At 63.6% G+C, this 15,989-nt stretch carries 13 protein-coding genes; 11 read left to right on the top strand and 2 right to left on the bottom strand.

The features are described 5' to 3' along the window. Window positions 1–22 precede the first annotated feature (22 nt). Window positions 23–1,624, top strand: coding sequence for a gamma-glutamyltransferase family protein (locus tag HS961_RS22970; protein ID WP_182325715.1), 1,602 nt, complete (start codon window positions 23–25; stop codon window positions 1,622–1,624). 83 nt (window positions 1,625–1,707) lie between these two features. Here the strand turns inward: HS961_RS22970 and HS961_RS22965 are convergent, their stop codons facing one another. Then, entirely contained in the window at window positions 1,708–2,655 is a 948-nt protein-coding gene (locus HS961_RS22965; protein WP_182325714.1) for a DMT family transporter, read from the bottom strand. A gap of 464 nt (window positions 2,656–3,119) precedes the next feature. Here HS961_RS22965 and HS961_RS22960 point away from each other — a divergent pair, with 464 nt between their 5' ends. From HS961_RS22960 to HS961_RS22940, 5 genes are all read left to right on the top strand, one after another. Continuing rightward, a complete protein-coding gene (locus HS961_RS22960) occupies window positions 3,120–4,070 on the top strand; it encodes a siderophore ABC transporter substrate-binding protein (RefSeq protein ID WP_238347717.1) in 951 nt (316 codons plus the stop codon). 36 nt (window positions 4,071–4,106) lie between these two features. Continuing rightward, window positions 4,107–5,138 (top strand): ABC transporter permease, encoded by a 1,032-nt coding sequence (locus HS961_RS22955; RefSeq protein WP_182325713.1) that lies wholly within the window; start codon window positions 4,107–4,109, stop codon window positions 5,136–5,138. 1 nt (window position 5,139) lies between these two features. Beyond that, a complete protein-coding gene (locus HS961_RS22950) occupies window positions 5,140–6,141 on the top strand; it encodes an iron chelate uptake ABC transporter family permease subunit (RefSeq protein ID WP_182325712.1) in 1,002 nt (333 codons plus the stop codon). Window positions 6,142–6,156: 15 nt separating this feature from the next. After that, window positions 6,157–6,912: an ABC transporter ATP-binding protein gene (locus HS961_RS22945; protein ID WP_182325711.1), complete on the top strand. Its 756-nt coding sequence runs from the start codon at window positions 6,157–6,159 to the stop codon at window positions 6,910–6,912. Between the two features lie 70 nt (window positions 6,913–6,982). Further along, window positions 6,983–7,330 (top strand): FHA domain-containing protein, encoded by a 348-nt coding sequence (locus tag HS961_RS22940; RefSeq protein WP_182325710.1) that lies wholly within the window; start codon window positions 6,983–6,985, stop codon window positions 7,328–7,330. A gap of 15 nt (window positions 7,331–7,345) precedes the next feature. Here HS961_RS22940 and queA read toward each other — a convergent pair whose 3' ends face one another. After that, window positions 7,346–8,491, bottom strand: a complete 1,146-nt coding sequence (queA, locus tag HS961_RS22935; RefSeq protein ID WP_182325709.1) for a tRNA preQ1(34) S-adenosylmethionine ribosyltransferase-isomerase QueA — start codon at window positions 8,489–8,491, stop codon at window positions 7,346–7,348. 158 nt (window positions 8,492–8,649) lie between these two features. Here queA and HS961_RS22930 point away from each other — a divergent pair, with 158 nt between their 5' ends. The 5 genes from HS961_RS22930 (at window position 8,650) to ubiA (ending at window position 15,912) form a co-directional block, all read left to right on the top strand. Further along, window positions 8,650–10,206, top strand: a complete 1,557-nt coding sequence (locus tag HS961_RS22930; RefSeq protein WP_238347716.1) for a glycine betaine ABC transporter substrate-binding protein — start codon at window positions 8,650–8,652, stop codon at window positions 10,204–10,206. Window positions 10,207–10,292: 86 nt separating this feature from the next. Next, the gene (gene recG, locus HS961_RS22925; protein WP_182325708.1) at window positions 10,293–12,515 is read left to right on the top strand and encodes an ATP-dependent DNA helicase RecG; all 2,223 of its coding nucleotides are present in this window, start codon (window positions 10,293–10,295) and stop codon (window positions 12,513–12,515) included. 501 nt (window positions 12,516–13,016) lie between these two features. Beyond that, window positions 13,017–13,985 (top strand): LysR substrate-binding domain-containing protein, encoded by a 969-nt coding sequence (locus HS961_RS22920; RefSeq protein ID WP_182325707.1) that lies wholly within the window; start codon window positions 13,017–13,019, stop codon window positions 13,983–13,985. Window positions 13,986–14,144: 159 nt separating this feature from the next. Then, entirely contained in the window at window positions 14,145–14,981 is an 837-nt protein-coding gene (locus HS961_RS22915) for a phosphatase PAP2 family protein (protein WP_182325706.1), read from the top strand. A gap of 46 nt (window positions 14,982–15,027) precedes the next feature. Then, on the top strand, window positions 15,028–15,912 hold the full coding sequence (gene ubiA, locus HS961_RS22910; protein WP_182325705.1) for a 4-hydroxybenzoate octaprenyltransferase: 885 nt from the start codon (window positions 15,028–15,030) through the stop codon (window positions 15,910–15,912). The last annotated feature ends 77 nt before the right edge of the window (window positions 15,913–15,989 follow it).

The raw sequence follows: 15,989 nt of genomic DNA, 5'->3' as shown, positions 1-15,989 counted from the left end.
ATTGCATTCAGAAAGACAAGACATGACAACCGTGAAAGACTGGGCCCAGCCCTATGCCTCGCAGCGCTCGCCCGTACTGGGCCGCAATGTGGTGAGCACCTCGCAACCGCTGGCCGCGCAAGCGGGCCTGCGCATGCTGCAAGCAGGCGGCAATGCGGTAGATGCGGCGCTGGCCGCCGCGATGACCTTGACGGTGGTGGAGCCCACGGGCTGCGGCATTGGCAGCGATGCCTTTGCGATTGTCTGGGACGGCCAAGAGCTGCATGGCCTGAACGCCTCGGGCCGCGCGCCTGCGGGCTGGACGCCGGAATACTTCGACAAGCTCGGCGGCATCCCTGAAAAGGGCTGGAATGCGGTCACCGTGCCGGGCGTAGTCTCTGGCTGGGTAGAGCTGTCCAAGCGCTTTGGCAAGCTGCCTTTTGCGCAAGTGGCGCAACCGGCGATCGACTATGCGCGCCATGGCTTTGCGGTATCGCCGACGATTGCCAAGCTCTGGGCTCTGGGCTTCGCCAAGCTGGGTGACCAGCCGGGCTTCAAGGAATGCTTTGCGCCGGAGGGCCAGGCACCGCAGGCGGGCAGCTGGTTCCAAAGCGAGGCCCATGCCCGCACCTTGGAGGAGATTGCCGAGACCCTGGGTGAATCCTATTACCGGGGCGCGCTGGCGCAAAAGATGGCGGCCCACAGCCAGGCCAACGGCGGCGTGATGACGACCGAGGACCTGGCCGCCCACCGCTGCGACTGGGTGGGCACGGTGGCCCAGCCCTTTGGCGACTCGGTAGTGCATGAGATTCCGCCCAATGGCCAGGGCATTGCTGCGCTGATCGCGCTGGGCCTGCTCGATGCCATCGGCATTGGCGACCAGCCGCTGGACAGCGCCGAAACCGTGCACCTGCAGATCGAGGCGATGAAGCTGGCGCTGGCCGACCTGGCCGAGTACAACGCCGATATCGACCATATGCGCGTCCAGCCTCAGCAAGACCTGCTGAACCCCGCCTATCTGACCGAGCGCGCGAAGCTGATCGACCGCAGCAAGGCCAAGGTTGCCAGCTATGGCGCGCCCAAGCCGGGCGGCACCGTCTACCTGACGGCCTGCGACGAGAGCGGCATGATGGTGTCCTTCATCCAGTCCAACTACATGGGTTTTGGCTCGGGCGTGGTGGTGCCGGGCACTGGCATCAGCCTGCAAAACCGAGGCGCCGGCTTTACCACCGAGGCGGGCCACGCCAACCAGGTGGCGCCGGGCAAGCGTCCTTCGCACACCATCATCCCCGCCTTTGCGATGCATGCCGATGGCTCGCCACAGATGGCCTTTGGCGTGATGGGCGGCCCGATGCAAAGCCAAGGCCATGTGCAAATGGCCGTGCGCGTGCTGCGCTATGGCCAGAACCCGCAAGCCGCTGCAGACGCACCGCGCTGGCGGGTGACCGGTGGCAACCAGGTCTCCGTCGAGCTGGGTTTTGATCCGCAGGTGATTGCCGCGCTGCGCGCGCTGGGCCATGAGGTGACCATCGAAGAAGGCCATGGCGTGTTCGCCTTTGGCGGTGCGCAGCTGATTCTGCGCGAGGGCGGGCACTATGTCGCCGGCTCCGATCCGCGCAAGGATGGCCAGGCCGTCGCCTACTGACGCGCAGCTAGATCCAACACAGCCAGGGCGCCACCGGACTTGTGTCGGTGGCGCTTTTTTGCGTCTGTCTGCGCCCGCAGGGGTCAGCGCGATTCGCGCACCGACAGCCAAGCGCTGAGCGCGCCGCCCAGCGCAATGGCCACCATGCCCAGCACCGCCCAATGGTCGGGGATATGGCCGTACAGCATCCAACCTGCAAACACGGCAAAGGGGATCTGGCTGTACAGGAACGGCGATATGGTGGCCGGCTTGGCATTTTCATAGGCCTTAAGCAGCATCAGGTGGCCAATGGTGCTGCCCACGCCCATGGCCAGCGCCGCCAGCCACAGCGCGGCGCTGGTGGGCAGCTGCCAAAACCAGGGCAGGCTGGCGCTGGTCAGCACCAAGGCCAGCAGGCTGGTGTAGATCTGGGTGGTAACGGGCCGCTCTCTGCCCGCCATCTGGCTGCTGACGATCTGGTAGGCGGTGTTGGCCGCCAACTGCAGCGCCGGCCAGACCAGCGCGCCGCCGCTGAAATTGGCACCGCCCGGGCGGATGATGACCAGGGTGCCCAGAAAACCCATGGCCACCAGCACCCAGCGCAGTGGGCTGACGGGTTGATTGAGCCAGAGGGCGGCCACCAGGGTCATCGCCAGCGGTGTCATCGCCACCACCGCCGTGAACTCGGCCAGCGGCAGGTAGCGCAGGCTCATCATTGCGCAGGCATTGCTGCTGCAAAACAGCGCGGCGCGCACCACCTGAAAGCGCGGGTGCGTGGTGTAAAACGCGGCACTACCGTACTGGTAGACGCCCCAGCCGACGGTGAACACCGATTGCAGCACATAGCGCAGCCACAGCGCCATCAACAGCGGCAGCAGCGCCCCCGCGTATTTGGAGCCGGTATCGAGCAGGCAAAAGCAGGCGCAGGCAATGACGGTCAGCACAATGCCAGTGAGGGCCGAGCCTTGGCCGGGACGGCGGGGTAGCGGTGTGCGGGTGGTCTCGGGCACGCTGGCAGCGCTGTCCGCCGCCAAGGCAGGAGGGGTGGTCATGCCTCTGGCAGGCAGCGCGGAGGCATGGGAGGGAGCTGTCGGGGAAGTCACGCGGGCAAGGGCACCATGCGGCGGCCGGTCTCCTGCGGAGTCGATGGGCTGGCGGGGTGTCGTCCTATTGTAGAAAGCTGCCCAGGGCTGGGGTGTCTTGCGTGGCGCAGTAGCTGCAGTTCTGGCGCTGCATTGTCCGTTCAGCGACACTGCGGCGATGGTGGGTGGCTGCTCAGGGTTTGTACCCGCCATAAACCGAGGGGAACAAAACAGCGTGTTACCATTCAAATGAGAACGATTCGTAAATGTGTCAGATCTGTAAAGCCTCCGGGTGCTGCAGCCTGGCATCCATCCAGCGATGTTTCCATTCCCTCAACCGCTAGGCCTCTGCTGTGGGCGCAAGAAAAAGTAGTCATACGTTCTTGGGCCAGGCACATGCAGGGGCTGCTGGCATTTCGACCCAAGGATGTTCCATGTCGCGCTCCGCTATCTCCACCGTCAACCGCCGCCAGTCGCTGCTGCAGCTGGGTGCCTTGGTGACCCTGCCCTGGGCGGCAGGCTCCGCACTGGCGCAGCAGACCCTGACGGTGCAGCAAGCGGGCGGCGCGGTGCAGATCCCGGTCAAGCCCAAGACCATCTTGGTGTTTGACCTGGCCGCGCTCGACTGCCTGCGCGCGCTGGGCGCCGAGGTCAAGGGCGTGCCGGAGGTGGTGAAGTTCCCTCCCGTGCTGGAGCAGTACGCCAGCAAGGACTACACCCGCATTGGCAGCCTGTTTGAGCCCAACTACGAGGTGGTCAAGGGCCTCAAGCCCGATGTGATCATCGCCGGTGGCCGCTCGGCCGCCAAGGTGGCCGAACTGGCCAAGATTGCGCCGACCCTGGACCTGACGGTGGACAACACCCAGCCGGTGGCCAGTGCCTTCAAGCACCTGAAGATTCTGGGCGAGATGGTCGGCAACGAAGCCCAGGCCCAAACCCTGATCGCGTCCATGCAGGCCGATATCGACAAGCTCAAGGCCCTGACCGGCAACAAGGGCACGGGCCTGATGGTGATGACCAATGGCGGCAAATTGAGCGCCTATGGCGCCGGCTCGCGCTTTGGCATGCTGCACGATGTGTATGGCATCCCGGCCGCGAACAAGGACATCAAGGTGGCCGGCCACGGCCAGGCCATCTCGTTCGAGTTCATCCTCAAGACCAACCCGGACTGGCTGTTTGTGCTGGACCGCGATGCCGCCATTGGCCGCGAAGGCGCATCAGCCGCCAAGCTGCTGGACAACCCGCTGGTCAACGCCACCAAGGCGGCCAAGAAAAAACAGATCGTCTACCTGAACTCCGCCAACTGGTACCTGCTGGGCAATGCCAGCCCCGGCTCGCTGCATGACGATGTGACGCAGCTGATCAACGCCTTCTCCAAGGCTTAATCGCTTGCTGAGCCAGCCCCTGTTGCGAGCCACAGCATGACGACAACGATTGAGAAAGCGCCACGCGGCGGGCGTGGCCTTGCGCTGCGCCCGCTGGCTTTTGCGCTGCCGGCCATCGCCTTGCTGGCGCTGCTGGCTTTTATCAGCTTGCTGGTGGGGGTGAGCGATGTGTCGGTCAGCACCTTGCTGCGGCTCTTCTCCCACAACGACGATGACATGGCCACCCAGGTGCTGGTGGCCAGCCGGGTGCCGCGCACCTTGGCGCTGCTGCTGGCCGGCAGCGCGATGGCGGTGGCCGGCCTGCTGATGCAGATGCTGGCGCGCAACCACTATGTCGAGCCCACGACCATCGGCACGGCCGAATCGGCGGGCATGGGCATGCTGATCGGCATCCTGTGGTGGCCCGATATGCCGGTCTTCGGCAAGATGGGCCTGGCGGCAGTGTTTGCGCTGGCGGGCACGGCCTTGTTTTTGGCGGTGCTCAGCCGCATACGGCTGCGCTCGGCGCTGATCGTGCCCTTGGTCGGTCTGGTGCTGTCGGGCGTGATCGAATCGGCCACCACCTTTATCGCCTACCGTTTTGACCTGATGCAGGCCGCGCGCTCCTGGATGACGGCTGATTTCTCGGCCATTGTGCAGGGCCGCTACGAGATGCTCTGGCTGTCGCTGGGCATCACGGTGCTGGCAATGCTTGCGGCTGACCGCTTCACGGTGGCCGGCATGGGTCAGGAATTTGCCACCAACCTGGGCCTCAACTACAAGCGCCTGGTGGCACAGGGCGTGGTGGTGGTGGCCGTCGTCACCGCCTCGGTGATCGTTACCGTCGGCATCATTCCCTTTGTGGGTCTGATCGTGCCCAACCTCGTGCGCCTGGTGGTGGGCGACAACGTGCGCAAGTCCGTGCTCTGGGTGGCCTGGGCGGGGGCCTTGATGGCCTTGTGCTGCGACCTGATCGGGCGCGTGGTGATTGCGCCCTACGAGGTACCCATTGGCACGGTGATGGGGGTGCTGGGCAGTGCGATGTTCCTGGCACTGCTGTTGTCGCGCCGCAAGCGCATGGGGGGCTGAGATGAAGACGTTGTCTACCTCGCCCTCCGCAGCGGCACCCGCTCCCGTCTCCTGGCTGGGCACGCCGGCGCGGCGGCTTTGGCTGCTGCTGGCCCTGGCGCTGCTCGCCAGCCTTTACTTTATGACCAGCCAGGTGCAGGCCGAATGGAGCTTTGTGCTGCCCTTGCGCGGCAAGAAGCTGGCAACCATGTGGACGGTGGCCTTTGCGATTGGCGTGTCCACCGTGCTGTTCCAGACGGTCACCAACAACCGCATCCTGACGCCAGCGGTGATGGGCTTTGATGCGCTGTTCCAGTTGATTCAATCGGTGCTGGCTTTTACGCTGGGTGTCGCTGCGATGCAGATCCCCGAACTGTCTCGCTTTGGCATGAATGTGGGACTGATGGTGCTGCTGTCGACCAGCCTTTTTGTCTGGCTGTTCCGGGGCCAGGCCAGCAACCTGCATTTGTTGCTGCTGGTGGGCATTGTGGCGGGCATCTTTTTTCGCAGCCTCAACAACTTTGTCTGGCGCGTGATGGACCCCAATGAGTTCACCGTGCTGCAAGACCGCTTGTTTGCCAACTTCAATACCGTCTCGCTGCCCTTGCTGCTGCTGTCACTGCCCGCAATTGCGCTGGTGGGCATCTGGGTCTGGCGCCAGCGCCATATGCTCGATGTGCTGGCGCTGGGGCGCGATGTGGCCGTCAACTTGGGCGTGAACTACCAGCGCGCAGTGATGGGCGTCCTGGTGGTGGTGGCGATTCTGGTGTCCATCTCGACCGCGCTGGTCGGTCCGGTGACCTTTTTTGGTCTGCTGGTGAGCAATATGGCCTACCAGCTGATGCACAGCCACCAGCACCGCTACACCCTGGCCGGCTCGGTGCTGCTGGGTGGCCTGTTGCTGGTGGGCGGGCAGATGGTGCTGGAGCGCCTGTTTGGCTTCAACACCTCGCTGTCCATCGTGGTGGAGTTCCTGGGCGGACTGACCTTTATCTATCTCTTAGTGCGCAAGGCCAAGGGCTGAGCGCGGTGACCAGCCATGATTGAAACCGACAAGCTGCGCAAAACCCATGGCACCACGACGGTGCTGCATGACGTGAGTTTGCGCATTCCCCAGGGCCGGCTGACGGCCATCATTGGGCCCAACGGCGCGGGTAAATCCACGGCGCTGTCGCTGATCAGCCGGCTGATGCCGATGACCTCGGGCCAGGTGCGCATCGAGGGCCAGGACATTACCACCACGGCCAGCGATGCGCTGGCCCGCGTGATGGCCATCTTGCGCCAGGACAACCAAAGCGCGCTGCGCCTGACGGTGCGCGACCTGGTGGCCTTTGGTCGCTTTCCGCATTCAAAAGGCCGGCTGACCGAAGAGGACCGGTTGCAGGTGGATGCGGCGCTGAACTACCTCCACCTTCAGCCGCTCAGCGAGCGCTTTCTCGATGAGTTGTCTGGCGGCCAGCGCCAGCGCGCCTACATCGCGATGGTGCTGTGCCAGAACACGCGCTACATCTTGTTTGACGAACCGCTCAACAACCTGGACATGGCCCATGCCGTGGGCATGATGAAGCTGCTGCGCCAGGCGGTGCAGGATGCCGGCAAGACGGTGGTGGTGGTTTTGCACGACATCAACTTTGCCGCCAGCTATGCCGACCACATCATCGCGATGAAGGCGGGTGCGTTGTATTGCGAAGGGCCACCCGAGGTCGTGGTGCGCGACGAGGTGCTCAGCGACCTGTATGAGATCCCCGTGCAGGTGCATGAGATAGGCGGTCGGCGCTTCTGCGACTATTTCTAATTCGGCCTTTGTTTGGTAGATTGGCGGCGGGCGCAGGCCCACCGCACAGGCAACCCTAGGAGCCACCGCCATGGCGAAAGAGATTCTGGTCAAAGACAAGAAGCAACTGAGCCTGCACACCTGGAGCCTGGAAGAGGGCTTCTCGACTTTTGGCCGAGACCCCGCCAGCCGCTTTGTGCTGGACGACCCCAGCGTGAGCCGCAGCCATGGCGCTTTTTTTCTGCGTGAGCGCTCGGGCGTGCTGACCCTGGAGGACCACGGCAGCACCAACGGCACGCTGGTCAATGGCGTGCCGATCAAGCGCAAGATTCTCTACACCGGCGATGTCGTGCAGATCGGCGATTTCCAGCTCTACATCCTGCAGGGATCAGCCGCACAGGGGCGGCCCGGGCCCGACGCTGGCACTGGCCGGGCCTGAGGCTGTGGCTATCTCTTAAGACGTGGCCGTCGGCGGTTGCTCGGTGTCGGCGGCAGCCAGGGGCTCCGTCTTGCGTTGCAGCAGCATCGAGTCACCATAGCTGAAGAAGCGGTACTCCTGCGCGATGGCATGCTGGTACAGGCCCATGATGTGCTCGTAACCGGCAAAGGCGCTGACCAGCATCATCAGGCTGCTCTTGGGCAGGTGGAAATTGGTGACCAGCATGTCGACCACGCGGTAGGGAAAGCCGGGCGTGATGAAGATATTGGTGTCGTCCGAGAGCTGGCCGGTGCGGGCCCAGGATTCAAGGGTGCGCACCGTCGTGGTACCCACCGCAATGACCCGGCCACCGCGCAGGCGGCAACGCTCCAGCGCCGCCAGGGTGGGCAGCGGGATGTTGTACCACTCGCTGTGCATCTGGTGGTCTTTGAGGTTCTCGGTCTTCACCGGCTGGAAGGTGCCCGCGCCCACATGCAGGGTGACGCTGGCGCGCTCCACGCCCTTGGCCTCCAAAGCAGCCAGCACCTTGTCGTCAAAGTGCAAAGCCGCCGTCGGCGCGGCCACGGCGCCCGGGTTTTTGGCAAACACGGTTTGGTAGCGGCGCTCGTCTTCGGCCTGGTTGGGGTCTTCGCCCGATTGCTGCGCGCGCTCAATATAAGGGGGCAGGGGAATGTGGCCGTGCTGCTGCATCAGCTCCCAGGGTGTCTCGCCCTGCGGGCCCGTCAGGCGCAGGCGGAACAGCGCGCCCATCTCATTGGGCCAGCGGCCCAGCAGGGTGGCGTCAAAGCCACCGGCCTTTTTGCCGCCCATCATGTGCAGCACACCGCCCACGGCGGGCTTCTTGCTGACCTTCATGTGCGCCACGACTTCGTTGTCCTGCAGCACGCGCTCGATCAGCAGCTCGATCTTGCCGCCGCTCGACTTCTCGCCAAAGATGCGCGCCTTGATCACCTGGGTGTCGTTGAACACCAGCAGGTCGCCGGGCTGCAGCAGATCAGGCAGCTCGTGGAAGCGGCGGTCCACCAGGGTGGCGTCACGCGCATCCAGCAAGCGGGAGCCACTGCGCTCGGCAGCCGGGTGTTGGGCAATCAGCGCTTCGGGCAGCTCGAAATCGAAATCGCTCAGTTGGAAAGTGCGGCGGGCACCGGAGAAGGCAGTCATCGTTGGCTCATGCAGGCGGAACACACCTGCAGCTCACAGGGATCAAAACAAGGGGGCGATTGTGCCACTGTGGCAGAGGCGCAGCAGGCCGCGCGGGCTTGGGGCCCTTGGTGGCGGCCTCCTACTTGTTTTGGCAGCCGGCTTGCTATAGTGGCCCGATGCAACGTCTTCGCCACTTGATGACTTTCGCGCTGGTCTGGGTTCTGGGCATCCTTGCGGCGCCCGCTGCCGGTGCCGCGCAGGAGGAAACCCTGCGCGTGGGCTCCAAGCGCTTTACTGAATCCTATGTGCTGGCCGAGATCATGGCCCAGCAGGCCCAGGCCGCTGGCGTGAAGACGCAGGTGCGCCAAGGCCTGGGCAACACCGCCATCGTGTATGAGGCATTGCGCTCCGGCCAGATCGATGTTTATGCCGAGTACAGCGGCACCATTGCGCTGGAGATTGCCAAACATGCCCAGGGCAGCGACGTCGCCGCACTGAACCAGGCGCTGGCGCACGAAGGGCTGGCGGTAGGTGTGCCACTGGGCTTTAACGATGGCTATGCGCTGGCCATGCGCCGCGCGCAGGCCGAGGAGTTGGGCATTCGCACATTGAGCGACCTGGCGCGTCACCCCAGCTTGCGCTTTGGCCTGTCCAACGAATTCATTGGCCGGGGCGATGGCTGGCCCGGTTTGGCCAAGCGCTATAGCCTGCAGGCCAAGCCCCAGGGGCTGGACCATGGCCTCGCCTATGAGGCCGTCACGCAAAAGCACATCGATGTGATGGACATCTACACCACCGATGCCAAGATCGACCATCTTGGCCTCTTGGTGCTGGAGGATGACCAGGCCTACTTTCCACGCTATGACGCCCTGCTGCTCTACCGCCAGGAGCTGCCCACGCAAAAGCCCGTGGCCTGGGCCGCCTTGCAAAAGCTGCAGGGCCGGATCAGCGAAGAGGCGATGATCGGCATGAACGCCCAGGCCGAGCTGAACGGCCAGAGCTTTGCCGAGATTGCCAAGCAGTTTCTGGCCGGTGGGGCGCCGCAGGCAGTTGCCGATACGTCGGGCGATGCAAAAGCTGGTGGCCAGCCCTCCTTTGGCGCGCGGCTGTGGTCACGGTTGGTGGCGCCTGATCTGTGGCGGCTGACGGCGCAGCATTTGGCGCTGGTGCTGATCTCCGTGGGCGTGGCGGCGCTGATAGCCGTGCCCGCCGGCATTCTGCTGTTTCCGCATGCGCGCTCAAGGGCCTTGGCGCTCGGTGCAGCCGGGGTGCTGCAGACGATTCCGTCGCTGGCCTTGCTGGCGGTGCTGATTGCCTGGTTTGGCGTGATCGGGCGCTTGCCGGCGCTGGTGGCGCTGACGGCTTATTCCATCTTGCCGATCTTGAGCAATACCTGTGCGGGGCTGGCCGAGGTGTCGCCCGGCCTGCGCAGTGCGGGATCGGCGCTGGGCATGACCCGGCCGCAGCGCATGCGCTGGGTGGAGCTGCCGATTGCGATGCCGACGGTGATCGCCGGCATCCGCACGGCCTGCGCCATCGGCATTGGCACGGCCACGATTGCAGCCTTTATTGGCGCTGGCGGTTTGGGCGAGCGCATTGTGACCGGCCTGGCGCTGAACGACAGCGCACTGATGATGGCTGGTGCCTTGCCTGCGGCTGCGCTGGCCTTGTTGTCGGAACTGGTGTTTGAGCTATGGGAGCGCTATCTGCGGCGCAGGCGCGTGCGGCGCTGATGGTGTTTGCCGCCGTGCAGGCACTGTCTTTTTAACCAGTCGCCCGGCAAAGCATGCCAGAATGCAGCATTGCTAAAACCGCCTCCATGCCTGCTGCCACGCCTGCCAACTCCGCTGATGATGCCGCGCCCGCCAAGGGGCGCAAGCCTGGCCGGCCGCGCAAAGTAGCCGGCGCAGTAGCTGCCACCGCAGCAGCCGCCAGCCCCGCCAAGACGCCCGCGAAGAACCCAGCCCAGCAGGCGCTGGCCAAGCTGGGACTGACCCGCGACATCGACCTGGCCCTGCACCTCCCACTGCGCTATGAGGACGAGACCCGCATCATTGCACTGCGCAATGCCCGCGATGGCGAGATCGCACAGATCGAGGCGACGGTGGTGGCATCCGATGTGCAGCTGCGTCCGCGCCGGCAACTGGTGGTGCGGGTTGAGGATGCGAATGGCGACGCCTGCGAGCTGCGGTTTTTCAGCTTCTACCCTTCCCACCAAAAGACCTTGTCGGTGGGCAATACCTTGCGCATCCGCGGCGAGGTCAAAGGCGGCTTCTGGGGCCGGCAAATGCTGCACCCGGCGTTTCGACTGGCCGGTGGCGAGCTGCCGCAGTCGCTGACACCCGTCTACCCCACCACCGCCGGCCTGCCCCAGCCTTATCTGCGCCGCGCGGTGATCAGTGGCGTGCAGCGCGCCGACCTGGGCGAGACCTTGCCACCCGGTGTGGACCTGCCCTATGCCCGCTACCAGGGCGAGGGCGGCCTGGGCCGGGCCTATACCTTGCGCGAGGCGCTGCAGTTTTTGCACCATCCCACGCCCGATGTGGCGATGGCGACCTTGGAGGACCAGAGCCACCCGGCTTGGCAGCGCCTCAAGGCCGAAGAGCTGTTGGCCCAGCAGCTGTCGCAGCTGACGGCCAAGCGGGCGCGTGACAGCCTGCGGGCGCCCGCCTTGGCGACGCAGCGCATGGCCGATGGCGGCTTGAACCTGCATGAGCAGTTTTTGGCGGCCCTGCCTTTTGCGCTGACCGGGGCGCAGCGCCGGGTTTGCGAGGAGATTGCGCGAGACCTGGCGCGCCATGTGCCCATGCACCGCCTGCTGCAAGGCGATGTGGGCTCGGGCAAGACGATTGTGGCGGCGCTGTCGGCGGTGATTGCGATTGATGCCGGCTGGCAATGCGCATTGATGGCGCCCACCGAAATCCTCGCCGAGCAGCACTTTGCCAAGCTCGTGGGCTGGCTGGAGCCGCTGCTGGCGCCGCGTGGCCTGAAAGTGGCCTGGCTGGCCGGTGCGCAAAAGAAGAAGCAGCGCACGGAGATGCTGGCCTTGGTTGAGAGCGGCGAGGCCGCGCTGGTGGTCGGCACCCATGCTGTCATCCAGGACCAGGTGCAGTTCAAAAAACTGGGGCTGGCGGTCATCGACGAGCAGCACCGCTTTGGCGTGGCCCAGCGCCTGGCCTTGCGGCAAAAGCTGCTGTCCACCGGCATGGAGCCGCATATGCTGATGATGAGCGCTACGCCCATCCCGCGCACCTTGGCGATGAGCTATTACGCCGACCTCGATGTCTCGACCATCGACGAGCTGCCGCCGGGACGCACGCCTGTCGTCACCAAGCTGATCAGCGATAGCCGGCGCGATGAGGTGGTATCGCGCATTGCCGACCAGATCGCCCAGGGGCGCCAGGTCTACTGGGTCTGCCCGCTGATTGAGGAGAGCGAGGCGCTGGACCTGTCCAATGCCACCCAGACCCATACCGACCTGAGCGAGGCGCTGCCAGGCGTCATGGTCGGCCTCTTGCATTCGCGCATGCCGACAGCCGAGAAAAAAGCGGTGATGGCCTTGTTCACCGAGGGCCTGATGGGCGTGCTGGTGTCCACCACGGTGATCGAAGTGGGTGTGGATGTGCCCAATGCCAGCTTGATGGTGATCGAGCATGCCGAACGCTTCGGCCTGAGCCAACTGCACCAGTTGCGCGGCCGGGTGGGGCGCGGCGCTGCCGCATCGGCCTGTGTGCTGCTGTATGCGGTAGGCGACAACGGCAAGCTTGGCGAAACCGCCAAGGAGCGCCTGCGGGCGATGGCGGAAACCTCGGATGGTTTCGAGATAGCCCGGCGCGATCTGGAAATTCGTGGACCGGGGGAGTTTCTAGGTGCGCGCCAGTCGGGTGCGCCGCTGTTGCGTTTTGCCGACTTGGAGGCCGACAAGCATTTGCTGGAATGGGCGCGAGAGCTGGCGCCGCATATGCTCGATCGCTGGCCAGACCTGGCTGCCAGCCATGTTTTGCGCTGGCTGGGCGGCAAGGCTGAGTACCTCAAAGCTTGAAAACTAGTACATAGCTACCAGTGGTGTTGCGTGGCAGCATTGCAAACAAGATTTAAAAGTTGCAAAAACACGACGAAATTCAGGTAAATATTGATTGATTCGTGCTATGGCTGCTGCGCAAAATGATGATGCAGTTGCTTGAATAGCCGATATAAAACGCATCCGGTAACTGGATTTATGCCTTGTTGCGGGCTAAAAAATCGCAAATATGTCTTATTAAACACGGGGGTAGCGACGCAAACTGTGGCATGACTGTGTAGCATTGTGTAAATGCCAGCTTCCATATTTACCGACGTGGCCGGTAAGCAAGTGCTTGCATTTGGCGCATAATAGATTAATCCTATTTTTGTAGTCCATCATTGGCACCCGAGGTGCTCTGGAATAGAGTACAACTCATAGCTTGCGGTTCTGATGAAACACAGTGTGGCACTTTGCCCCTTGGCGTTATAGCCAGGCGGCATGCAGGCCATGCACAATACGCGATTCGCACTTAAAACTGACATGACACTTACAGAGCTCAAATATATTGTTGCTGTCGCCCGTGAAAGGCACTTCGGCCGCGCCGCTGATGCCTGCTACGTGTCGCAACCTACCTTGTCTGTCGCCATCAAGAAGCTGGAGGAAGAACTCGAGGTCAAGCTGTTTGAACGCAGTGCCTCGGAAGTGTCGGTGACCAGTCTGGGTGATCAGATCGTGCGCCAAGCGCAAATCGTGCTGGACCAGGCTGCCGCGATCAAGGAAATTGCCAAGCGCGGCAAGGACCCGCTGGCTGGTGTGCTGACCCTCGGTGTGATCTATACCATCGGCCCTTATCTGCTGCCCGAGCTGGTGCGCCAGTCGATCGAGCGCACCCCGCAGATGCCATTGATGATCAACGAGAACATGACCGCCAAGCTGCTGGAAATGCTGCGCACCGGTGAGATTGACTGCGCTATCGTGGCCGAGCCTTTCCCCGATACCGGTCTGGCCATGGCCCCGCTGTATGACGAGCCCTTCTTCGCCGCCGTGCCCAGCGTGCACCCGCTGGCCACGCGTGACAGCATCTCGGCCAGCGAGCTGAAGAATGAAACCATGCTGCTGTTGGGCGCCGGCCACTGCTTCCGTGACCATGTGTTGGAAGTCTGCCCTGAGTTCGCTCGCTACTCCAGCAACACCGAAGGCATTCGCCGCACCTTTGAAGGCTCGTCGCTCGAGACCATCAAGCACATGGTGGCTGCCGGCATGGGTGTGACCCTGGTGCCCCGCCTGTCGGTGCCCAAGGATGCGCTGGAAAAGGGTGTTCGCCGCCGCAAGTCGGACGAGACCCATATCCGCTACATCCCGTTGACCGACGAAGTCAACGACGAAGCCCCCAAGCGCCGTGTGGTGCTGGTGTGGCGCCGCAGCTTTACCCGCTACGAAGCGATTGCTGCGCTGCGTAACGCCATCTTTGCCTGCAACCTGCCAGGCGTGACCATGCTGCAAGCCTAAAGCGCGCTGCACGGTTTCTTTGTGGACCCCATGCATGGCATGCCTGCATGGGGTTTTGTATTTTCTGGGGTGTGATTGAACGTGCTGTCTTTGTTGTTGCGGTTTCGGGGGTTATCGGCGGTGGCGGCTGGCCGAGGCTGGTATCGCCAGGGTTGGGGGTTGGCTGCGCTCTGGCTTTTTGGTGCCGAGCAGGCATGGGCCCAGAGCCGCGACCTGGCTGGTGGCTCCAGCCTGGTCTTTCAGGTCTTGGCCATGCTGGATGCCTGGATGCCGGTGCTGCTCGTCACCTGGTTGGTGATGGGCGTGCTGGCATGGCGTTGGTTGCCACGCAGGCAGACCTTCGTGCTGTATGGATCCCAGCGGTCTGTTGGCGTGCCGCTGAGCGTGGCAGCCGGCTGCTTGCTAGTGTTTGCGATGCTGGCCTGGGTGGTCGTCTACCCCGAACATGCCGGCCACGCGCGCCTGATGGCCGCAGATACAGGGGCCCAGCAATGGGCGCAGGACCATGTTTCGGCGCCCATGCGCGAGCTGCTGCATGTGTTGACCGCTGCCGGCGATGTGCGCTGGCTGGTGGTCATGGTGCTATTGGTGGCGGGTTGGCTGGCGCTGGGCGCGCAGTGGCCGGCCTTGTGGGCCTGGGTGTTCTTTATCGGCCTCAATGGCCTGGTGGTGCGCCTGCTCAAAAATCTGCTTGATAGGGCCCGCCCCGAGGTGCTGCATGAGATGCTGACATCGGGTGCCAGTTTTCCGAGTGGCCACACCTCCGGCGCCGTGGTCGTCTACGGCCTGTTGTGGCTGGTGCTGCGCGATCGGCTGTCGCCCGGCGCTAGCCGTGTGCTGGCTTGGGTCTGTGGCGCGCTGGTGGTCACGATTGCGCTCAGCCGCATCCTGCTGCAAGCGCACTTTGCCAGCGATGTGCTGGCTGGCGCGTTGCTGGGCCTGGCCTGGTGCGCACTGGCGGCCATGGTGCTGGGGCGGGCTGACCGCCAAAATTGACAAGGACGGGGCCTTGGGTACCGCTGTGGCGCTATGCTTGCCCTCCATGTCTGCTGCTACCCATCCTCCCGTTTCGCTGTCTGAGCGCTTTGCGCTGTACCTGGACCTGATTCGCTTCAACCGGCCCGCTGGCTGGTTGGTCCTGGTGTGGCCTACCTTGGTGGCGCTGTGGGCGGCGTCAGGGGGCTTTCCCGGTTGGCATCTGGTGCTGGTGTTTGTGCTGGGCACGTTTTTGATGCGCAGCGCGGGCTGCTGCATCAACGACATTGCCGACCGCAAGTTTGACCGCCATGTCAAACGCACCGCGCAGCGGCCGATTACCACGGGCAAGATCTCGGTGTTTGAGGCGGCGATGGTCGGTCTGGTATTGACCTTGCTGTCGCTGGGCCTGGTGTTGACCACGCGCTGGGAGGCCGTGGCCTGGTCGGTGCCTGCGGTGCTGTTCACCATCCTCTACCCCTTTACCAAGCGCTTTTTTGCAATGCCTCAGGCGTTTCTGGGCATCGCCTTTAACTTTGGGGTGCTGATTGCGTTTGCGGCCGTGCAGGGCCAGGTGCCGCTGATGGCCTGGCTGCTGTGGCTGGCCAATATGTGCATGGTGCTGGCCTATGACACCGAGTATGCGATGGTGGACCGCGATGACGATCTGAAAATAGGCATGAAAACCTCGGCCATTACCTTGGGCCGTTTTGATGTGGCCGCGATCATGGCCTTCTTTGTGGTCTGCCTGGGCCTGACCGTGTGGGCCTTGGTGCCCTTGCAACTGGGCTGGCCTTGGTGGTTGGGCGTGGCCGTTGCAGGCTTGCAAATGGCCTGGCACTACAGCCTTATCCGCCGGCGCACCCGCGAGGGCTGCTTTACCGCCTTCAGCAAAAGCCATTGGATCGGCGTCAGCCTGTTTGCGGGCGTGGCGCTTGCCTTTGCGCTGTGACCTGGTAATGACAGCGGCAGCCATGTCGGTTTTAGGGAACGCTTACAGATCCTGACACGAGGCTTTCATCGCCAGCA

The sequence above is a fragment of the Comamonas piscis genome (genome assembly GCF_014109725.1).
GTDB lineage: Bacteria > Pseudomonadota > Gammaproteobacteria > Burkholderiales > Burkholderiaceae_C > Comamonas > Comamonas piscis.
Note: the sequence above shows the minus strand (reverse complement) of the source record. Positions and strands in the feature narration are given on the sequence as shown.